Source organism: Wohlfahrtiimonas chitiniclastica (assembly GCF_002252325.1).
Classification (GTDB): domain Bacteria; phylum Pseudomonadota; class Gammaproteobacteria; order Cardiobacteriales; family Wohlfahrtiimonadaceae; genus Wohlfahrtiimonas; species Wohlfahrtiimonas chitiniclastica.
The window spans coordinates 420498-438270 of the sequence record NZ_NEFL01000001.1 but is presented as its reverse complement, the minus strand read 5'-3'; the positions used below and the strand labels follow the sequence as shown (position 1 = coordinate 438270).

Below are 17773 nucleotides of genomic sequence, written 5' to 3'. Positions count from 1 at the left end.
AGGAGTGAATCATGCATTACAAAAAAGGTGACAAAGTCAAACACCCAAAGCAAGAGGCTTGGGGCATCGGTTTGGTGTTAGAAGATCAGCGCGATGATAAAGTGCACATTCTCTTTGAACATGCCGGACAAAAACTTTTATCGGTACAATTTTGCTCACCTGTGAAGGTGGATGTTGATGATTCACACTTGGCAATGAATCAGCCATTGGCAGAGCGCTTTTTAAGTCTTTGTCCAAAAGGTGTGAAAGATCCTAAATTTATGAAGGCAGTTGCTGCTTATCGTGCGCTGTCGGATCAAGCGCAAACAGAACTCAATGAAGTGGATGTGCGCGCATGGTTAAAGCGCGGCGAAGCACAGACGATCATTGCGCATTTAGTGACCTTGTTACAAAGCGCGCCCAAAGGTTTGATTAAAGCGCCAGCGACCGTCATTAAAGCGATTGAAAAGGGCAATGTCCATGAATTTGCCACGCTTTGGTGTGATGTGGTTTATGGCAATGAGGATGAATGGCCGGAAGATTGGGCAGCGTTTGCTGAATTATTGGGTGAACTTGGCATTCATCAATGGAGCGTGATCACATCTCTTATAGCTTTAATGAAACCGATGCAATGGATGATTGTGATGCCTAAAGCATTAGAATCCATTGCGCCATTGTTTGGCATGACGCTGCATTTAACGGATGATCTAGCCTTGAGTGATTATGATGCGGCATTGGCTTTGGCGGCTAAAGTGAAACTCAATGCACAATCAGAAGGCATTGATTTGCACGATATGATTGATATTGCGGTCTATATTGCTTTATGTGCGAAGGCTTAAAGCTATATTGTAGTTAAAATGTAGTTTTATGGAAAATCAGTACAAAGTGAAAGTGTTTCCCTAGGCGATGATTGGATACAAAATGCCCAATTTAAAAATAAATTGGGCATGATTTTACGAAAAACTACTTTTTTACAACGAATCAATTATGTTTAATAAACAACTGATTATGTGCCAATAATGCCGCCATCAGTGCGTTGAATGATAGCAGTTGCAGACCTTGGGCGGCGATTGTGATGATTCGGCCAACTTGAATATTGATTTGGGTTATTCGGATCCGCATTGCCTTTTGGCGGCTCACCGGGATGCTGAATGTTCACAAATAAGGTTTGATTGTCTGGCGTAAATGCGATGCCCGTAATTTCTGCACCATTTGGCCCTGTTAAAAAGCGCTTAAAATAACCCTCTTCAGGATCCACCACCAACATTTGATTGTTGCCCATGCCGGCATATTCATGTTGATTGAGGGTTGACGTGGAGACATCTGTTTGCACCCACAACAAACCATTGTGATCAAACTTTAAGCCATCGGGGCTGCCAAAGAGATCGCCGCGGTGATTGGCCATGTGATTGCGCGCTGTGGTTTGATCACGGCCAGCGAGTGCTAAAATATCCCAGGTAAAGGCATCCGTTGCACCATTGCCATTCTCTTCATTCCAATGGATGATGTGCCCAAAGAGATTGTTGGCGCGCGGGTTCGCCGCGTCCACATCGGGATAACCTTCTTTACCACGATTGCTGTTATTGGTGAGCGTACAATAAATAGAACCGGGCACCAAAGGATTGGCAGCAATCCATTCGGGGCGATCCATTTTCGTTGCACCCACAATGTCCGCCGCTTTACGCGCATTGATCACCACATCGCCTTGATGATGAAAACCATTGGCAGCCGTTAAACCATTGTCACCATAGATTAAAGGTAACCAATCGCCGCTACCATCTTCATTGAATCTGGCGACATAGAGCGTCCCTTCATCCAATAATTGGCTGTTTTGTTTGCCTTTTTTGGGATCAAACACATCTTTAGAGACAAATTTATAAATGTATTCAAAGCGCTGATCATCGCCCATATATGCCACAATTTGACCGGTTGGGGCAATGGTGAGTTCAGCGCCTTCATGTTTAAAGCGCCCAAGGGCTGTGTGTTTAATCGGTGTGGCATTTGGATCTGTGGGATCAATCTCCACAATCCAGCCAAAGCGATTGGGTTCATTTGGCGTTTGATCCACATTAAAGCGTGCATCAAACTCATGCCAACGATACGCATCATCTTGATTGACAATGCCATAACGGGATTCTAATTCATTGAGTGCACCTTTTTTCACAAAGATGTCCGACCAATTCTCCTCACAGGTTAAATATGTGCCCCACGGCGTTTGACCATTGGCACAATTTTGTAGGGTGCCAAGCACCATTTCACCTTTAGGGTCAGCGGCTGTTTGCATCAATGGATGACCTTTGGCAGGTCCTTGAATGTGCATGGGTGTATGAGGCGTAATGCGGCGCGCATATCTTGATGGACGAACCACGCGCCATTGATGGCCATCTTTGATCACTTCAATGACAGACACACCCATGGCGTTTTGGCTTTTGAGTACTTTGTCTGCGTTCCAATTGGCATCGCCATCCGGGAAGAGTAAGCCATTGTCCACATATTCATGGTTCATCACCAATAAGCCATGATTTGAGCCCTCGTCTAAAGGAAAATATGCCATGCCATCATGATGCATGCCCGCTTGCGCTGCTTGATCTTCGGCAGTATTGCTGGCATCTTCATTAAATTTTGGTCCATTGCCTTGAATCCCCACAGGATCACCCCATTGATAAAGCACCTCTGCTTGATAACCTTTAGGGACGATCACATCATCTTGTGTGGAAAACGGCACGGATTGAAAGCGTAAATAGGGCGTTTTCCCACCAGTGAGTTGATTTTGACTGCTCGGTGCAATGGCTTTAGCCACATTGGCAAGCGGCAATGTGAAGAGCCCAAGCAAGCCTGCGCTCATGCCTGTTTTTGTGAGCACATCGCGGCGTGAACGTGGTTTATTGAGTAAAGTGGATAAGATGGGATTTGGGCTTAAATTGCTGATCGCTTCTGTGGTGATCTCAATGGTTTTTGGACGACCCATGATGATTTTCTCCTCGTTGTCAAAAGATGGTCAAAAGGTTACGCAATCAATGTTGCACTTTTATGACAGGCGGAATCTATTCTGAAAGCAGGGGGAGAATTCATTATAATGGACACATTTGTTAACGACGATGATCAAACGAGGAAAACATCATGACGAAAGCACCAAGACCTGTGGTTTTATGTATTTTGGATGGTTGGGGTTACCGCACCGATATGAAAAACAACGCCATCATGGCGGCAGAAACGCCTAACTGGGAAGAATTTAAAACAGAAGGCGCATGTACGTTGTTGAAAACGTCCGGCATGGCGGTGGGCTTGCCTGAAGGTCAAATGGGGAACTCAGAAGTTGGACACATCAACATTGGTGCAGGGCGCGTGGTGTATCAAGATTTAACGCGCATCACAAAAGCATTTGAAAGCGGTGAATTCCAAAGCAATCCTGTGATTGAAAAAACCTTGGCGGATTTAAAAGCGTCCGGTAAAGCGTTGCACATTTTTGGTTTATTGTCAGATGGTGGTGTGCATGCGGATGAAGCGCACATTCATGGTTTGATTAAAGTGGCGGCGGATGCTGGCATTCAAAAGATTTATCTTCATGCCTTTTTAGATGGTCGCGATACTGCGCCACGCTCAGCACAAACATACATTGAACGCGCAGAAGATGCGTTTAAAGGGTGTGGCGCTGGCCGCTTTGCAAGCATCATTGGCCGTTATTATGCGATGGATCGTGACAATCGCTGGGAACGCGTTGAACAAGCCTATGATTTAGTGAGCCAAGGCTTGGCAGAGTTTAAAGCACCCACTGCGTTAGCCGGTTTAGAAGCAGCGTATGCACGTGATGAGAATGATGAATTTGTTAAAGCGACTGTGATTGGTGATGCTGTTAAAATGATGGATGGCGATGCGGTGATCTTCATGAACTTCCGTTCTGACCGTGCGCGTGAATTGAGCTATCCATTTACGGAAGATGATTTCACAGGCTTTGTGCCAAAATATCGTCCTAAATTGTCTCATTATGTCTGCTTAACGCATTATAAAGATGGTTTGCATGGTGAAGTGGCATTCCCACCTCAAAACATTGTCAATGGTTTAGGGGAAGTGGTGGCCAATGCAGGTTTATCTCAACTTCGCATTGCAGAAACCGAGAAATATCCACATGTGACTTTCTTCTTTAATGGTGGCCGCGAAACGGTATTTGAAAATGAAGAGCGCATTTTGGTCAACTCACCGAAAGTGGCAACCTATGATCTACAACCTGAAATGAGCGCGCCAGAAGTGGCAGATAAATTGTGTGCGGCGATTCGTTCTGGCAAGTTTGATGTGATCATCTGTAACTTTGCCAACCCTGATATGGTGGGTCATACTGGTGTGTTTGATGCGATTGTCACAGCGATTGAAACTGTCGATGAGTGCATGGGGCATGTGTATGATGCCGTACAAGAAGTGGGCGGCGAGTTATTGATCACAGCCGATCATGGCAATGCAGAATTGACTTGGGATGAAAACACCAATCAGCCACACACATCACACACCACAGGTCCTGTGCCATTGATCTATTTAGGTCGTGAAGCCTCCTTGTCCCCAGATGGTGCCTTAAAAGATTTAGCGCCCACCATTTTGCATTTAATGGGTCTTGAGCAACCTAAAGAGATGACTGGGCACAACCTTGTACATTTTAAATAATTAATGGGAGATTCAGGATGAGAGATTTTCGACGATCCTTGTTAGTCGCCGCTGTACTGTCTTTAGTGTCTTTGAGTGGGCACAGTGTGGCATTAGGTTTAGAGCAGCCACCGGCTGCAATGAGTGATGTGCATGTGGACAATGTGATTGATTCAGTGTTGCCAGAAGCGCCTGAGCAAACATTACCCGTGCAACAATTGTTGCTCTTTGTGAATGTGTTTGAGCAGCTTAAAGCCAATTATGTGGATGATGTCACCGATGAAACCATGATCAATAATGCCATCAAAGGGATGCTCTCAGGGTTAGATCCTCATTCTGAATTTTATGATGCCGAAGCCTATAAAAAGGTGCAAGAGACCACAACGGGATCGTTTGCTGGCCTAGGCGTTGAAGTGGTGAGTGAAGATGGTTTGATTCGTGTGATCTCCCCAATGGATGGTTCACCTGCGAAAAAAGCAGGCATTGAAGCGGGCGACTTGATCATTAAAATTGATTCAACCGCTGTGCAATCCATTGATGTGGCAAAAGCTGTGGACATGCTCAAAGGTGAACCTGGTACAGAAGTCACATTGACTGTGATCCGCGAAAAAGAGCGTGCGCCTTTAACCTTTACAGTGGTCAGAGACATCATCAAAACAGAAAGCATTAAAAGTGAACTCATTGATGATGCATTTGGTTATGTGCGCTTGAGTCAATTCCAAGACAGATCTGCAGAAGAGATGCGTACGGCCATCAATGAATTGATGCAGCAAGCTCGCGCGAAAAAGAGCAGTTTAAAAGGCTTGGTGCTTGATTTACGCAACAATCCGGGCGGCGTTTTAGACCAAGCCGTGGGCATTTCTGATCTCTTTATTGAGTCTGGTTTGGTGGTGTACACGCAAGGCAAATCACCTGAAACACGCATTGATTTTGCGGCGACGGAAGGGGATATTTTAAACGGTGCGCCTTTAATTGTGTTGATCAACGGCGGTTCTGCTTCTGCCTCTGAAATTGTGGCAGGCGCCCTTCAAGATCAAAAGCGTGCCATCATCGCTGGTGAAAAGAGCTTTGGTAAAGGCTCAGTACAAACAGTGGTGAATCTAATGGATGGGCAGGGCATGAAGTACACAACCGCCCTTTATTACACGCCATCAGGACGATCGATTCAGGGTGAAGGCATTGTGCCAAATATTGAGTTGTTGTCTTTGAATGTGGATTCAGAGAACAATTCAAACTTCATTCGCGAAGAGAATTTAGCCAAACATTTGAACAAAAATGGCGATGGGGATCAAACCATCACCACATTTGCTCAATCTAAGAAAACCCGTGAAATTGCGGTGGTGGACAATCAATTGTATGAGGCATTGAATTTATTGAAGAGTTTAATCTTCATGCAAGAAAACACCCAATAAGCAGAGACTTCCAACCATTTATCATTCTCTCCTTCGGGAGAGATTTTTTTGAGAGCGATCATGGAAAATATAACGGTTCAAGGGGCGCGTACCCATAATTTAAAAAACATTCATTTGACCTTGCCGCGCAATCAACTGATTGTCATCACAGGTTTGTCAGGATCAGGTAAATCCTCACTGGCCTTTGATACACTCTATGCCGAAGGGCAACGACGTTATGTGGAATCTTTATCAGCCTACGCACGACAGTTTCTTTCCATGATGGATAAGCCGGATGTGGATCACATCGAAGGTTTATCACCTGCCATCTCCATTGAACAGAAATCCACTTCACACAATCCGCGCTCAACCGTTGGCACGGTGACGGAGATTTATGACTATCTGCGCCTTTTATTTGCACGCATTGGCGTACCCCATTGCCCAACGCATCATTTACCGCTCAATGCTCAGACGGTGAGTCAAATGGTGGATCAAATTCTCGCCCTTGAGGAAGATTCACGCATTATGCTGCTTGCGCCCATTGTGCGTGATCGTAAAGGCGAGCACATTAAACTCATTGATGGGTTAAAGGCACAAGGTTATTTGCGTTTACGCATTGATGGACAAGTGTATGAGATTGATGAGTTGCCCGAGATCAATCCTAAACAAAAACATAGCATTGAAGTGGTGATTGATCGTTTTAAAGTGCGCAGTGACATTGCCCAACGTTTAGCGGAATCGATTGAAACTGCATTGGGATTATCAGAAGGCTTAGTGTATGCCGTTGATATGCAAAATCCTGAGATTGAGCTCCATTTTTCAGCCAATTATGCGTGCCCTGAATGTGGTTTTTCTTTGCCAGAGCTTGAGCCGCGTTTATTTTCCTTTAATAATCCTACGGGCGCATGTCCAACATGTGATGGTTTGGGCGTCAGTCAATTTTTTGATCGCACTAAGGTGATCACAGATGGTGATCTCTCTTTAGCCACAGGGGCGATTCGCGGTTGGGATAAACGTGCATTTTATTATTATTCCATGATCTTATCTTTGGCCAAACATTATAAATTTGATCCTGAAGCACCCTTTAATGCATTGCCAAGCAAGATTCAAGAGATTATTTTAAATGGCTCAGGCACAGAAGAGATCGATTTTGAATACTTTGGCTCAAATGGCAAAGTGGTACAGCGCACACATGCATTTGAAGGCATTTTACCGAATTTAGAGCGCCGTTACCGTGAAACAGAATCTCAAAGCATGCGTGAAGAGCTCGCTAAATATTTAACCTCGTGCCCCTGTCAAGCGTGTGGTGGTGCGCGTTTGAATCCTGCGGCGCGCAATGTGTTGATTGATGATCATTCCATTGATCAAGTGACAGCGATGAGCATTGAGGATGCATTGACTTGGTCATCATCGATGGCTTTAACTGGCGCGCGTGCGGAAATTGCCGATAAAATTCTTAAAGAGATCAATGAGCGCTTAGGATTTTTAGTGAATGTGGGCTTAGATTATTTGAATTTGTCTCGTTCAGCAGAGACATTATCCGGCGGTGAAGCGCAGCGCATTCGTTTGGCCTCACAAATTGGTGCAGGTTTAGTGGGTGTGATGTATGTATTGGATGAGCCTTCCATTGGTTTGCATCAGCGTGATAATGATCGCTTACTTAAAACCCTCATTCACTTACGTGATTTGGGCAATACGGTCATTGTGGTGGAGCATGATGAGGATGCAATGCGTGCAGCGGATTACATTGTGGACATTGGGCCTGGTGCGGGCGTGCATGGTGGGCATGTGGTGGCAGAAGGTACAGCTCAAGAGATTATGGACAACCCGAATTCCTTAACGGGTAAATATTTATCCGGTGAATTGTCCATTGCAGTGCCAAAAACGCGCACGCAAAATGATCCTGAAAAACAGCTCACCATTGTGGGTGCAACAGGCAATAACCTAAAAAATGTGACGGTGAATATTCCTGTGGGTTTATTGACCTGTGTGACGGGTGTCTCAGGCTCAGGTAAATCGACACTCATCAATGATACATTGTATCCATTTGCAGCGAATGCCTTAAATCGCGCCAGTCAAGAAGTGGCACCTGTGAAAGAACTGAAAGGGCTTGAGCACATTGATAAAGTCATTAACATTGATCAAAGCCCCATTGGACGCACCCCGCGCTCGAATCCTGCCACTTATACAGGGTTGTTTACGCCGATTCGTGAACTCTTTGCCGGCACCGCAGAAGCGCGTGCTCGTGGATATACAGCGGGGCGATTTAGCTTTAATGTGAAAGGCGGACGCTGTGAAGCGTGTCAAGGCGATGGTTTGATTAAAGTGGAGATGCACTTTTTGCCAGATGTGTATGTTCTGTGTGATGTGTGTAAAGGTAAGCGCTATAACCGCGAAACATTGGACATTCAATACAAAGGCAAAAACATCAGTGAAGTGTTAGAGATGACGGTGGAAGATGCGTGTGAATTTTTCTCAGCCATTCCCGTCATTCATCGCCGCTTAACAACATTGATGGATGTGGGCTTAAGTTACATTACATTGGGGCAAAATGCGACGACATTATCGGGGGGTGAAGCCCAGCGCGTGAAACTCTCCCGTGAATTGTCAAAACGTGATACCGGTAAAACCCTTTATATTTTAGATGAACCGACCACAGGTTTACATTTTCATGACATTGCCCAATTATTAAGCGTCATTCATACCCTTCGTGATCAGGGCAATACCATTGTTATCATTGAGCATAATTTAGATGTGATCAAAACAGCCGACTGGATTGTTGATTTAGGTCCCGAAGGCGGTTATAAAGGAGGGAGGGTGATTGGAGAAGGCACCCCTGAAATGATTGCAAATCATGCAGACAGTGCCACCGGTCACTTTTTAAAAGATTTCTTATAAGAATTCATCATTGAGGATCGTACGCGTATGAAAAAACTGCCCCTGACAAATCCTGCAACAAAAACAAAATATAGCGACTTAGCAGGTGCCATCGAGATTGATTGGGAAGGTCGTATTTCTAGCCTTGTGGCATTGTGCCGTGAAAAAGGCATCAATATGGATCAATATTATCTCATTGGATTTGGTTTTGTGAGCTTTGAAGCGGACTATGTGACGTGTAAAGCCGTTTTGCTTGACAGCACGAAGTATGGTCAAACCTTTGAGGAAGTGGAAGAGTCGGTTGCCAAATTGCGTTCTGTGAATGCCGTGCAAAAAAACTTTCAAATCCCCTATGCAGAGCTTGAAAAATATATTAAACATATTAATGCGCTGGTATTTACGGATATTGGTTTGGCCATTGATGAGATTACCATCAAAGAGAATTTGGCAGATCATCATTATGACAGTGATGATTTACCACAATATAGTTAGAACAAAGGAAGAAAGATGTCAAATAATACAATCGATTGGGATAATTTAGGATTCAGTTATATTCAAACGCCATACCGTTTTGTGGCTAAACATGAAAATGGCATGTGGCAAAAGGGTGATTTAACGGATGATCCGTATTTAAAAATTCATGAAGGCTCCACGGCGCTTCATTATGGCCAACAATGTTTTGAAGGCTTAAAAGCGTATCGCACGAAAGATGGCAGCATTAACTTATTCCGTCCGTATGAAAATGCGCGTCGTATGAATGAAAGCGCTCGTCGTCTTCGTATGCCAGAGATTCCTGAAGAGATGTTCGTAGAAGCGGTCAAAGCCGTTGTGCGTGCGAATGAAGATTTTGTACCGCCTTATGGTAAAGGGGCAACCTTATACTTGCGTCCGCTTTATATTGGCGTTGGGGCAAACATTGGCATTAAACCTGCACCTGAATACATCTTCACGATTTTCTGTATGCCTGTGGGGCCTTATTTTAAAGGTGGCTTAGCGCCAACGAATTTCATTGTCTCTGATTATGATCGTGCGGCGCCAATGGGTACAGGGGCTGCTAAAGTCGGCGGTAACTATGCAGCAAGTTTATTGCCAGGTTATGAAGCGCATGAGCGTAACTTCTCAGATTGTATCTATTTAGATCCGGCAACTCATACAAAGATTGAGGAAGTGGGTTCAGCAAACTTCTTTGGCATCACGCGTGACAATAAATTTGTGACACCTGTGTCACCTTCTATTTTGCCATCCATCACAAAATACTCCTTGTTGCACATTGCGAAAGAGCGTTTAGGCATGGAGGCGATTGAAGGGGATGTGTATGTCAATGAGTTAGATCAATTTGCAGAAGCGGGCGCTTGTGGTACAGCGGCTGTGATCTCTCCGATCGGTGGCATTCAAATTGAAGATGATTTCCACGTTTTTTACAGCGAAACAGAAGTGGGCCCTGTGACAGAGAAATTATACAATGAATTGGTGGGCATCCAATTTGGCGACATCGAAGCCCCTGAAGGTTGGATTGTAAAAGTTTAAGTTAAAAAATCTGTGCAATGAATGTCAAAGCTGGCCAAATGGTCAGCTTTTTTGATTTATTTTTATACAATTTTGGTCAAGATTTGGCGGCGATTGATGGCTAAAAATGATTAAATTTTTGACGAATGTGGATGAAGATGTGCCGCGCCCATACATCTGTTTACATCAATGATTCGGGGCGATTTTGCTCCTACAAAACTTTACACAATCGCTGTATGTTTCTAATTCAATGGTAATAGTCGATTCAATGGTGGCGCTGTGATCGTTTAATTACGTTAATGAAAAACGGCGAAGATGAGCTAATATTTTTCGTTGCCCTAGATGAAACATTACATCTTTACTACTTTTTGATTGACATGGGCAAATGTGCGCTTCAATCAAAAGGAGGCATTTAAGGATTGAATCTTTCGAAAAAGTCCATTATAAAAGTAGAGCAATAAAAATCTTTTAAGAGAATTTATTGTGATTAAAATAATTACATTGATAAGGGCGAGTTATGGGTATTCAAGCAGCATCTGATCTACAAACAGAACGTAAGATTAAAAAAATACTGGTTGCTAACCGTTCAGAAATTGCGATTCGCATCATGCGCGCAGCCTCTGAACTTGGCATTAATACTGTAGCGATCTACTCTGAGCAAGACATCAAAGCGGTTCACCGCTATAAAGCAGATGAAAGCTATTTAGTGGGCCAAGGTAAACCACCATTAGCAGCATATTTAGACATTGAGGACATCATCCGCATTGCTAAAGAGTCAGGCGCCGATGCGATCCATCCAGGCTATGGCTTTTTGGCAGAAAATCCAAATTTAGCAAAAGCCTGTCAAGAGAATGGCATTATCTTCATCGGTCCAGAACAGCGTATTTTGGAGCTTTTAGGTAATAAGGTCTCTGCTCGTAACTTAGCGATTTCAGCAGGCGTGCCTGTGATGCCAGCGTCTGAGCCATTACCACACAATAACGAAGAAATTTTAAAAATCGCCGAAACCATCGGTTACCCTGTCATGCTCAAAGCAAGCTGGGGCGGTGGTGGCCGTGGTATGCGCGTGGTGGAATCTGCCGATAAAATTTTAGATGCCGTTGAGGTGGCGCGCCGTGAAGCAAAAGCCGCCTTTGGCAATGATGAAGTCTACCTTGAAAAATTAGTGGTGCGTGCACGCCACGTGGAAGTACAGATCCTTGGGGATGCCGCTGGCAACATTGTACATTTATTTGAGCGTGACTGTACCGTTCAACGCCGCCATCAAAAAGTGGTGGAACGTGCGCCAGCCCCTTATTTAGATGATGCATTGCGTGCAGAAGTGTGCGGTTATGCCGTAAAAATTGGTCAAACTGCGCGTTATGTCAATGCAGGAACCGTTGAGTTTTTGATGGATGCGGACACCAACAAATTCTACTTCATCGAAGTGAATCCACGCATTCAAGTGGAACATACTGTGACAGAAGCCATTACAGGCATTGACATTGTTAAAGCACAAATTGGCATTGCTGAAGGTTTAACCTTTGGGGATGCATTGTTAGAAGTGCCGACACAAGATGGCATCAAAATGACGGGTGCTGCGTTACAATGCCGCATCACGACAGAAGATCCTGCCAATGGCTTTGTGCCCGATCATGGCGTCATCAATGCGTATCGCTCGCCTGCGGGCTTCGGCATTCGTTTAGATGGCGGTACAGCCTATGCAGGCGCAGTGATCACACCTTATTACGATTCACTCCTTGTCAAAGTCACCACTTGGGGCAGAAGCGCGGCAGAAGCCATTGAGCGTATGGATCGCGCATTGCGTGAATTCCGCGTGCGTGGTTTAGCCACGAACTTATTGTTCGTTGAAAATGTGATCAACCATCCATTGTTCATCAATGGCGAATGCATCACGCGCTTTATTGACGAAACACCCTCGCTGTTCACATTCCCTGTGCGTCGTGACCGTGCGAGCTACTTATTAAAATATTTATCTGAAGTGCAAGTGAATGGCAACCCTGAAGTGGCGGGTCGTGACATTCCTAAGCACTTTGTGACGCCAGTTTTACCAACGGTAAAACCTAAAGAAGATGTGGCAGAAGTCAAAGGCACGCGCATCATTTTAGATGAGCTCGGTGCAAAAGGTTTCAGCGATTGGATGCTCAATCAAAAAGAGGTGCTCATCACCGATACAACGATGCGTGATGCACATCAATCTTTATTTGCAACTCGCGTGCGCAGCCATGATCTATTGAAGATTGCGCCTTATTATCAAAAATTATTGCCAAAAATGTTCTCCATGGAATGTTGGGGCGGTGCTACATTTGACGTTGCCATGCGCTTTTTGAACGAAGATCCATGGGATCGTTTAGAAAAAATGCGCGAAGCCATGCCTAACATTTTATTGCAAATGTTGATCCGTGGCGTCAATGGTGTCGGTTACACCAGTTATCCAAACAATGCCATTCAGTTCTTTGTGGAACAAGCGGCGAAAAAAGGGATTGATCTTTTCCGTGTGTTTGACTCATTGAACATTGTCGATAACATGCGTTTTTGTATGGATTCCATCATTGATACCGGCAAATTGTGTGAAGCGACGATCTGTTACACCTCTGACATTCATGATGCAGCACGTCCGAAGTATCAATTAGAATACTATGTGAAGTTGGCCAAAGAGCTTGAAAAAGCAGGGGCACACATCATTGCCATTAAAGATATGGCGGGCTTATGCCGTGCACCGGCGGCGCGTCAATTGGTGAAAGCATTGAAAGAAGAAGTGGGTTTACCGATCCATTTCCATACGCATGACACTTCAGGCATCTCTGGGGCAAGCGTATTGGCTGCGGTAGAAGCTGGTGTGGATGCAGTGGATTGCGCCATTGACAGTTTCTCAGGCTTAACGAGCCAACCGCCAATGGGTTCGATTTTACGTGCCCTTGAGTACACCGATCGTGATCCTAAGTTTGATTATGATGCCATTACGCAAATTTCCACATATTTTGAAGGCGTGCGCTCTTATTATGCACCGTTTGAATCTGGCGTGCGTTCAGGCACATCAGACATTTATCGTCATGAAATGCCTGGCGGACAATACACGAACCTTAAAGAACAAGCACGCAGCTTAGGCTTAGAATCTCGTTGGGATCAAGTGGCCAAATCTTATGCAGATGTCAATACGCTCTTTGGGGACATCGTGAAAGTGACGCCAAGCTCTAAAGTGGTGGGCGACATGGCATTGATGATGGTGACGCAAGATTTAACGCCAGAAGATGTGGTCAATCCTAACCGTGAAATTGCTTTCCCAGCATCTGTGACAGGCTTATTCAATGGTGAGCTCGGCATTCCTGAAAGCGGTTTACCAAAAGCATTGTCTGATAAAATTCTACAAGGCAAAGCACCAGAGATTCAAAATGCAGGCAGCCAATTGCCGCCCGTGGATTTTGATCAATTGCGCACAGAATTGACAGCGAAGTTTAAATACGATGTCTCTGATACGGATTTGGCATCATACATCATGTATCCAAAGGTCTTTACAGATTTTGTGAAGTTCCGTTATGAATATGGTGATGTGTCCATCATTCCTACGAAGCAATTCTTCTACCCAATGGCAGAAGATGAAACCTTCAGCGTACAGATCGAGAAGGGTAAAGATCTATTGATCAGCTACCTTGTTGCCTCTGAGCCCGATAACAATGGCGATTGCCAAGTGTACTTTGAGCTCAACGGTGAGCAGCGCATCTTTAAAACACCGAAAAAAGGTGTGGAAGGTTTAGCTGCGAAGAAAGCAAAAGCCGACCCAAGCAATAATCATCACGTCGGTGCACCAATGCCAGGAATGATCGGTTTAATGCGCGTGAAAGTGGGGGATAATGTGAAAGAAGGCGATGCATTACTCACCATGGAAGCGATGAAAATGGAAACGATCCTACGATCTGAGAAAATGGGTGTGGTCAAGCAAGTGTACGTGCAAGTGGGCGACACAGTAGAATCTGGCGACTTATTGATCGTGATCGAATAATGAATCCTTAACTAAAACTTTAAATAAGTTTGAGTTGTTGATCCCTTGAGCAATCGGGGGATCTTTTTTTATTTGAGTCTGAAAAGGTTTGCCAAAGTAATGGTTTTTTAGATATACTTTACCGACTGACTACCGGTCAATATAGTTTAAAAAATTATTCACATCCACGCACACAATAGGAACATCACCATGGCAAAAACATATGATGAACGGCATGCAGAAATTATGGATGTCTCATTACGCTTATTCATTCAATACGGTTTAAAAGACACAACCGTCAATGACATCGTCAAAGCCGTCAATATCGCAAAAGGCACCTTTTACCATTACTTTCAATCTAAAGAGGATTTGATCCTAGAACTTCGCGCGAAATACATTCGCAGCTATTTATCACTGACCAATGATTACATGGGGCAATGCAAACACAGCGATTGGCATGGTAAAATCCGTGCATGGTGCCAAGGCAGCATTGTCCATTATTATGAGCATCGGGCAGAGCACATTGCATTGTTTCAGCAGCAATATTATTTAGATGAACGCCGCGAGCATTTAAGCGTCATCATCTTTTTAGAGGAATTTTTACGAACGGGCAATGAGGTCCAAGCTTGGCATGTAGCCTCGCCAGATTTAGTGGCGCTCTTGATTTATCAAGGCATCAATTTAGCCTTTGATGAATGCCGTGAAAAAAGTTTTGAAGAACTTGAAGGGATGACAGAGCGCCTTTATGATGTCTTCATCAAAATGGTTTCATAATGAGGGGGAGTCGATGCGAATCATCGCCGCGTTGTTGATGTTAGGTCAATTATCCATGAGCTTTGCTGAGCCTTTAACCCATGAAATGAAAAACTTCATGCGTTTAGCGGCTGCCAAAAATGGGGATCAATATGGATTTACCAAAGAAGATGCTCAGCAATATTTGGGCATCACTTGGGGGAAATCGCCGCGAAGGGGTGCGATTTATGAATCCACGGAGCATTTGGCAAAAGTACCTGATCAATCCACATTTGAATATAGTGCCAATCGCGGCACACGCATCTTAACCCTATATTTCACAGAGCCAGTCAAACCCTTTGTAAAAGCCATTGAACGTTTACGCGGATTTGAAGCCGCATGGTTCCCACGCCAGCAAGCCAATGGTTTGCCCATTCATTACTTTGAAGGCAAAAATCCAAGTGAGTTCATTCCCACACGTAAATTGTGGATCCGAATTTATGAATGCGCGGATAAACCTCAAACGCCGTGCATTCGCCGTGCTCAAATTATTTTTGCCAAACCAGGAGCCGTATTCTAATGACGCTTGCCATCCATAGGCTGACCACAGAGCAGCACAACCCTAGAACCCAACACATCGATGCCATGAGTACACTTGAAATGGTCAAAACCATGAATCAAGAAGATCAAGCCGTGATCGATGCGATTGCCAACGCCAATGAAAACATCAGCCATGCCATTGATGCAATTGTCGCCGCCTTAAAATCAGGGGGACGATTGATTTACATTGGTGCAGGCACATCCGGTCGTTTAGGTGTGTTAGATGCCTCAGAATGTTTACCCACATTTGGCGTTGGGGAAGAAAAAGTGATGGGCATCATTGCAGGTGGTGATCGGGCACTTCGTCATCCTGTAGAAAATGCAGAAGATCGCCGCGAATTGTGTGTTGAGGATTTAAAGCGTGTGGCATTCAATGACAAAGATATTCTATGTGCAATCGCAGCATCCGGGCGAACGCCCTATTGTTTAGGTGGCTTAGAGTATGCCAAAACCATCGGTGCAAAAAGCATTGCCGTGACCTGTACAGAGAATAATCCCATGTTAAGCGCCGCCGATTATCCAATTGCCATTGTAACCGGCGCTGAAGTGATTACAGGATCCACGCGCTTAAAAGCGGGCAGTGCACAAAAAATGGTGCTCAATATGCTCAGCACTTGTAGCATGATTCAATTGGGCAAAACATATGGCAATGTTATGGTGGATGTGAAACCCACCAATGAGAAATTACATCAGCGTGCGCTCAATATGCTGATGAGCATTTTAGAAATTGATGAAATCGCCGCCCATGATTTATTAGAGCGTGCACATCACCATGTGAAAACAGCACTGCTCATGCATCTACAAAAGATGAGTTATACAGAAGCGCAATCCGCATTGGCAAAAGAAGAGCGCTTAGCGATTCTTTTAAAAGAGGCAAAATAATGGCATATGGTATCGGAATCATGTCTGGCACATCACTTGATGGCGTTGATGTCGCTTTAGTGGAGATTGAAGGCATCAATGAATCCACACAATGCACACTCATTCATTATGACAGCTATCCATACGATGAACACATTCGAGCAGCTGTACTTCGCGTCAGTCATCCTGACACTTCAAATGTGGCAGAGCTTTGCGCATTAAACTTTGAACTTGGCAAATTATACAGTGACGCTGTGAGCCGTTTATTAAAAGATCATGATTTTAAAGCGCCGCTAGATTTTATCGCCATGCATGGACAAACCATTTATCACATCCCAAAAGCTACAGATGAATATTGCGCCTCAACTTTACAAATTGGGGATCCTGCACGCTTAGCTTATGATCATCATACAACCGTGATTTCAAACTTTCGCCCGATGGACATGATGGCAGGCGGGCAGGGTGCGCCCTTGGTGCCTTATACTGAATATCTATTATTGCGCAGCACCACGCACAATCGTTTTTTACAAAACATTGGTGGCATTGGCAACATTACCGTATTGCCAAAAAACTGTACGATGGATGATGTCTTTGCCTTTGATACAGGCCCAGGTAATATGATGATCAATGGCGCGATGCAATATTTCTATCAATTGCCGTATGATGATCAAGGACAAATCGCCGCCCGTGGGCAAGTGACCCCAGAATTATTGAACGATTTGATGAATGATCCCTATTTCAAAGAATCGCCACCAAAAGCCACAGGACGAGAATTGTTTGGGGAAACACGCATCCAATCCATTTGCGAGCAGTATGCGAATCAAGCAGACAATGTCATTGCAACGTTCACAGAATTAACCGCAAAAAGCATTGCCAACGCAATTGAACAATTCATTCAACCAAAGCTAGCACTTAATCCGGATGACGAACTCATCATTGCTGGGGGCGGCGCATATAATTTACATCTTGTGTCACGAATTGAGCATTATTTGCCTATGCTTAAAGTGAAGACGCAAGAGGACATTGGCCTTAATAGCGATGCAAAAGAAGCGGTGGCTTTTGCCGTGCTTGGGCATCAAACCCTCAATCGTCAGCCAAGCAATTTAACCACCGCTACAGGCGCCGCGCACAGTATGATTTTGGGCAACATCACTTTGAACCCTTGGGGGGATTGAAATTATTAAAAGTATCACCATTATGCTGATAAGAGAGGGGG

At 44.5% G+C, this 17773-nt stretch carries 12 protein-coding genes; 11 read left to right on the top strand and 1 reads right to left on the bottom strand.

Translation table 11 applies throughout. The annotated features are described in order from the left end of the window. Positions 1–11 precede the first annotated feature (11 nt). On the top strand, positions 12–818 hold the full coding sequence (locus B9T10_RS02030; protein ID WP_094537672.1) for a DUF3553 domain-containing protein: 807 nt from the start codon (positions 12–14) through the stop codon (positions 816–818). A 167-nt stretch (positions 819–985) separates the two neighbouring features. Here the strand turns inward: B9T10_RS02030 and B9T10_RS02025 are convergent, their stop codons facing one another. Then, positions 986–2947: a PhoX family protein gene (locus B9T10_RS02025; protein WP_094537671.1), complete on the bottom strand. Its 1962-nt coding sequence runs from the start codon at positions 2945–2947 to the stop codon at positions 986–988. Positions 2948–3099: 152 nt separating this feature from the next. On the opposite strand from B9T10_RS02025, the gene gpmI reads away from it, so the two are divergent. From gpmI to anmK, 10 genes are all read left to right on the top strand, one after another. Next, positions 3100–4632, top strand: coding sequence for a 2,3-bisphosphoglycerate-independent phosphoglycerate mutase (gene gpmI, locus B9T10_RS02020; RefSeq protein WP_094537670.1), 1533 nt, complete (start codon positions 3100–3102; stop codon positions 4630–4632). 17 nt (positions 4633–4649) lie between these two features. Next, complete coding sequence (locus tag B9T10_RS02015; protein ID WP_246781888.1) at positions 4650–6023, top strand: S41 family peptidase; 1374 nt, start codon at positions 4650–4652, stop codon at positions 6021–6023. 60 nt (positions 6024–6083) lie between these two features. Further along, positions 6084–8900, top strand: a complete 2817-nt coding sequence (gene uvrA / locus B9T10_RS02010) for an excinuclease ABC subunit UvrA (RefSeq protein WP_094537669.1) — start codon at positions 6084–6086, stop codon at positions 8898–8900. Positions 8901–8927: 27 nt separating this feature from the next. Continuing rightward, the gene (locus B9T10_RS02005) at positions 8928–9371 is read left to right on the top strand and encodes a hypothetical protein (protein ID WP_008314679.1); all 444 of its coding nucleotides are present in this window, start codon (positions 8928–8930) and stop codon (positions 9369–9371) included. A 15-nt stretch (positions 9372–9386) separates the two neighbouring features. Beyond that, positions 9387–10406 (top strand): branched-chain amino acid aminotransferase, encoded by a 1020-nt coding sequence (locus B9T10_RS02000; RefSeq protein WP_008314678.1) that lies wholly within the window; start codon positions 9387–9389, stop codon positions 10404–10406. Positions 10407–10902: 496 nt separating this feature from the next. Further along, the gene (locus tag B9T10_RS01995) at positions 10903–14385 is read left to right on the top strand and encodes a pyruvate carboxylase (RefSeq protein WP_094537668.1); all 3483 of its coding nucleotides are present in this window, start codon (positions 10903–10905) and stop codon (positions 14383–14385) included. A 189-nt stretch (positions 14386–14574) separates the two neighbouring features. Continuing rightward, positions 14575–15138, top strand: coding sequence for a TetR/AcrR family transcriptional regulator (locus B9T10_RS01990; protein WP_063454938.1), 564 nt, complete (start codon positions 14575–14577; stop codon positions 15136–15138). Between the two features lie 13 nt (positions 15139–15151). After that, positions 15152–15676 (top strand): hypothetical protein, encoded by a 525-nt coding sequence (locus B9T10_RS01985; RefSeq protein WP_094537667.1) that lies wholly within the window; start codon positions 15152–15154, stop codon positions 15674–15676. After that, positions 15676–16578: an N-acetylmuramic acid 6-phosphate etherase gene (gene murQ, locus B9T10_RS01980; protein ID WP_094537666.1), complete on the top strand. Its 903-nt coding sequence runs from the start codon at positions 15676–15678 to the stop codon at positions 16576–16578. The genes B9T10_RS01985 and murQ overlap by 1 nt, the downstream gene beginning before the upstream one ends. Beyond that, positions 16578–17732, top strand: coding sequence for an anhydro-N-acetylmuramic acid kinase AnmK (anmK, locus tag B9T10_RS01975; protein ID WP_094537665.1), 1155 nt, complete (start codon positions 16578–16580; stop codon positions 17730–17732). The genes murQ and anmK overlap by 1 nt, the downstream gene beginning before the upstream one ends. The last annotated feature ends 41 nt before the right edge of the window (positions 17733–17773 follow it).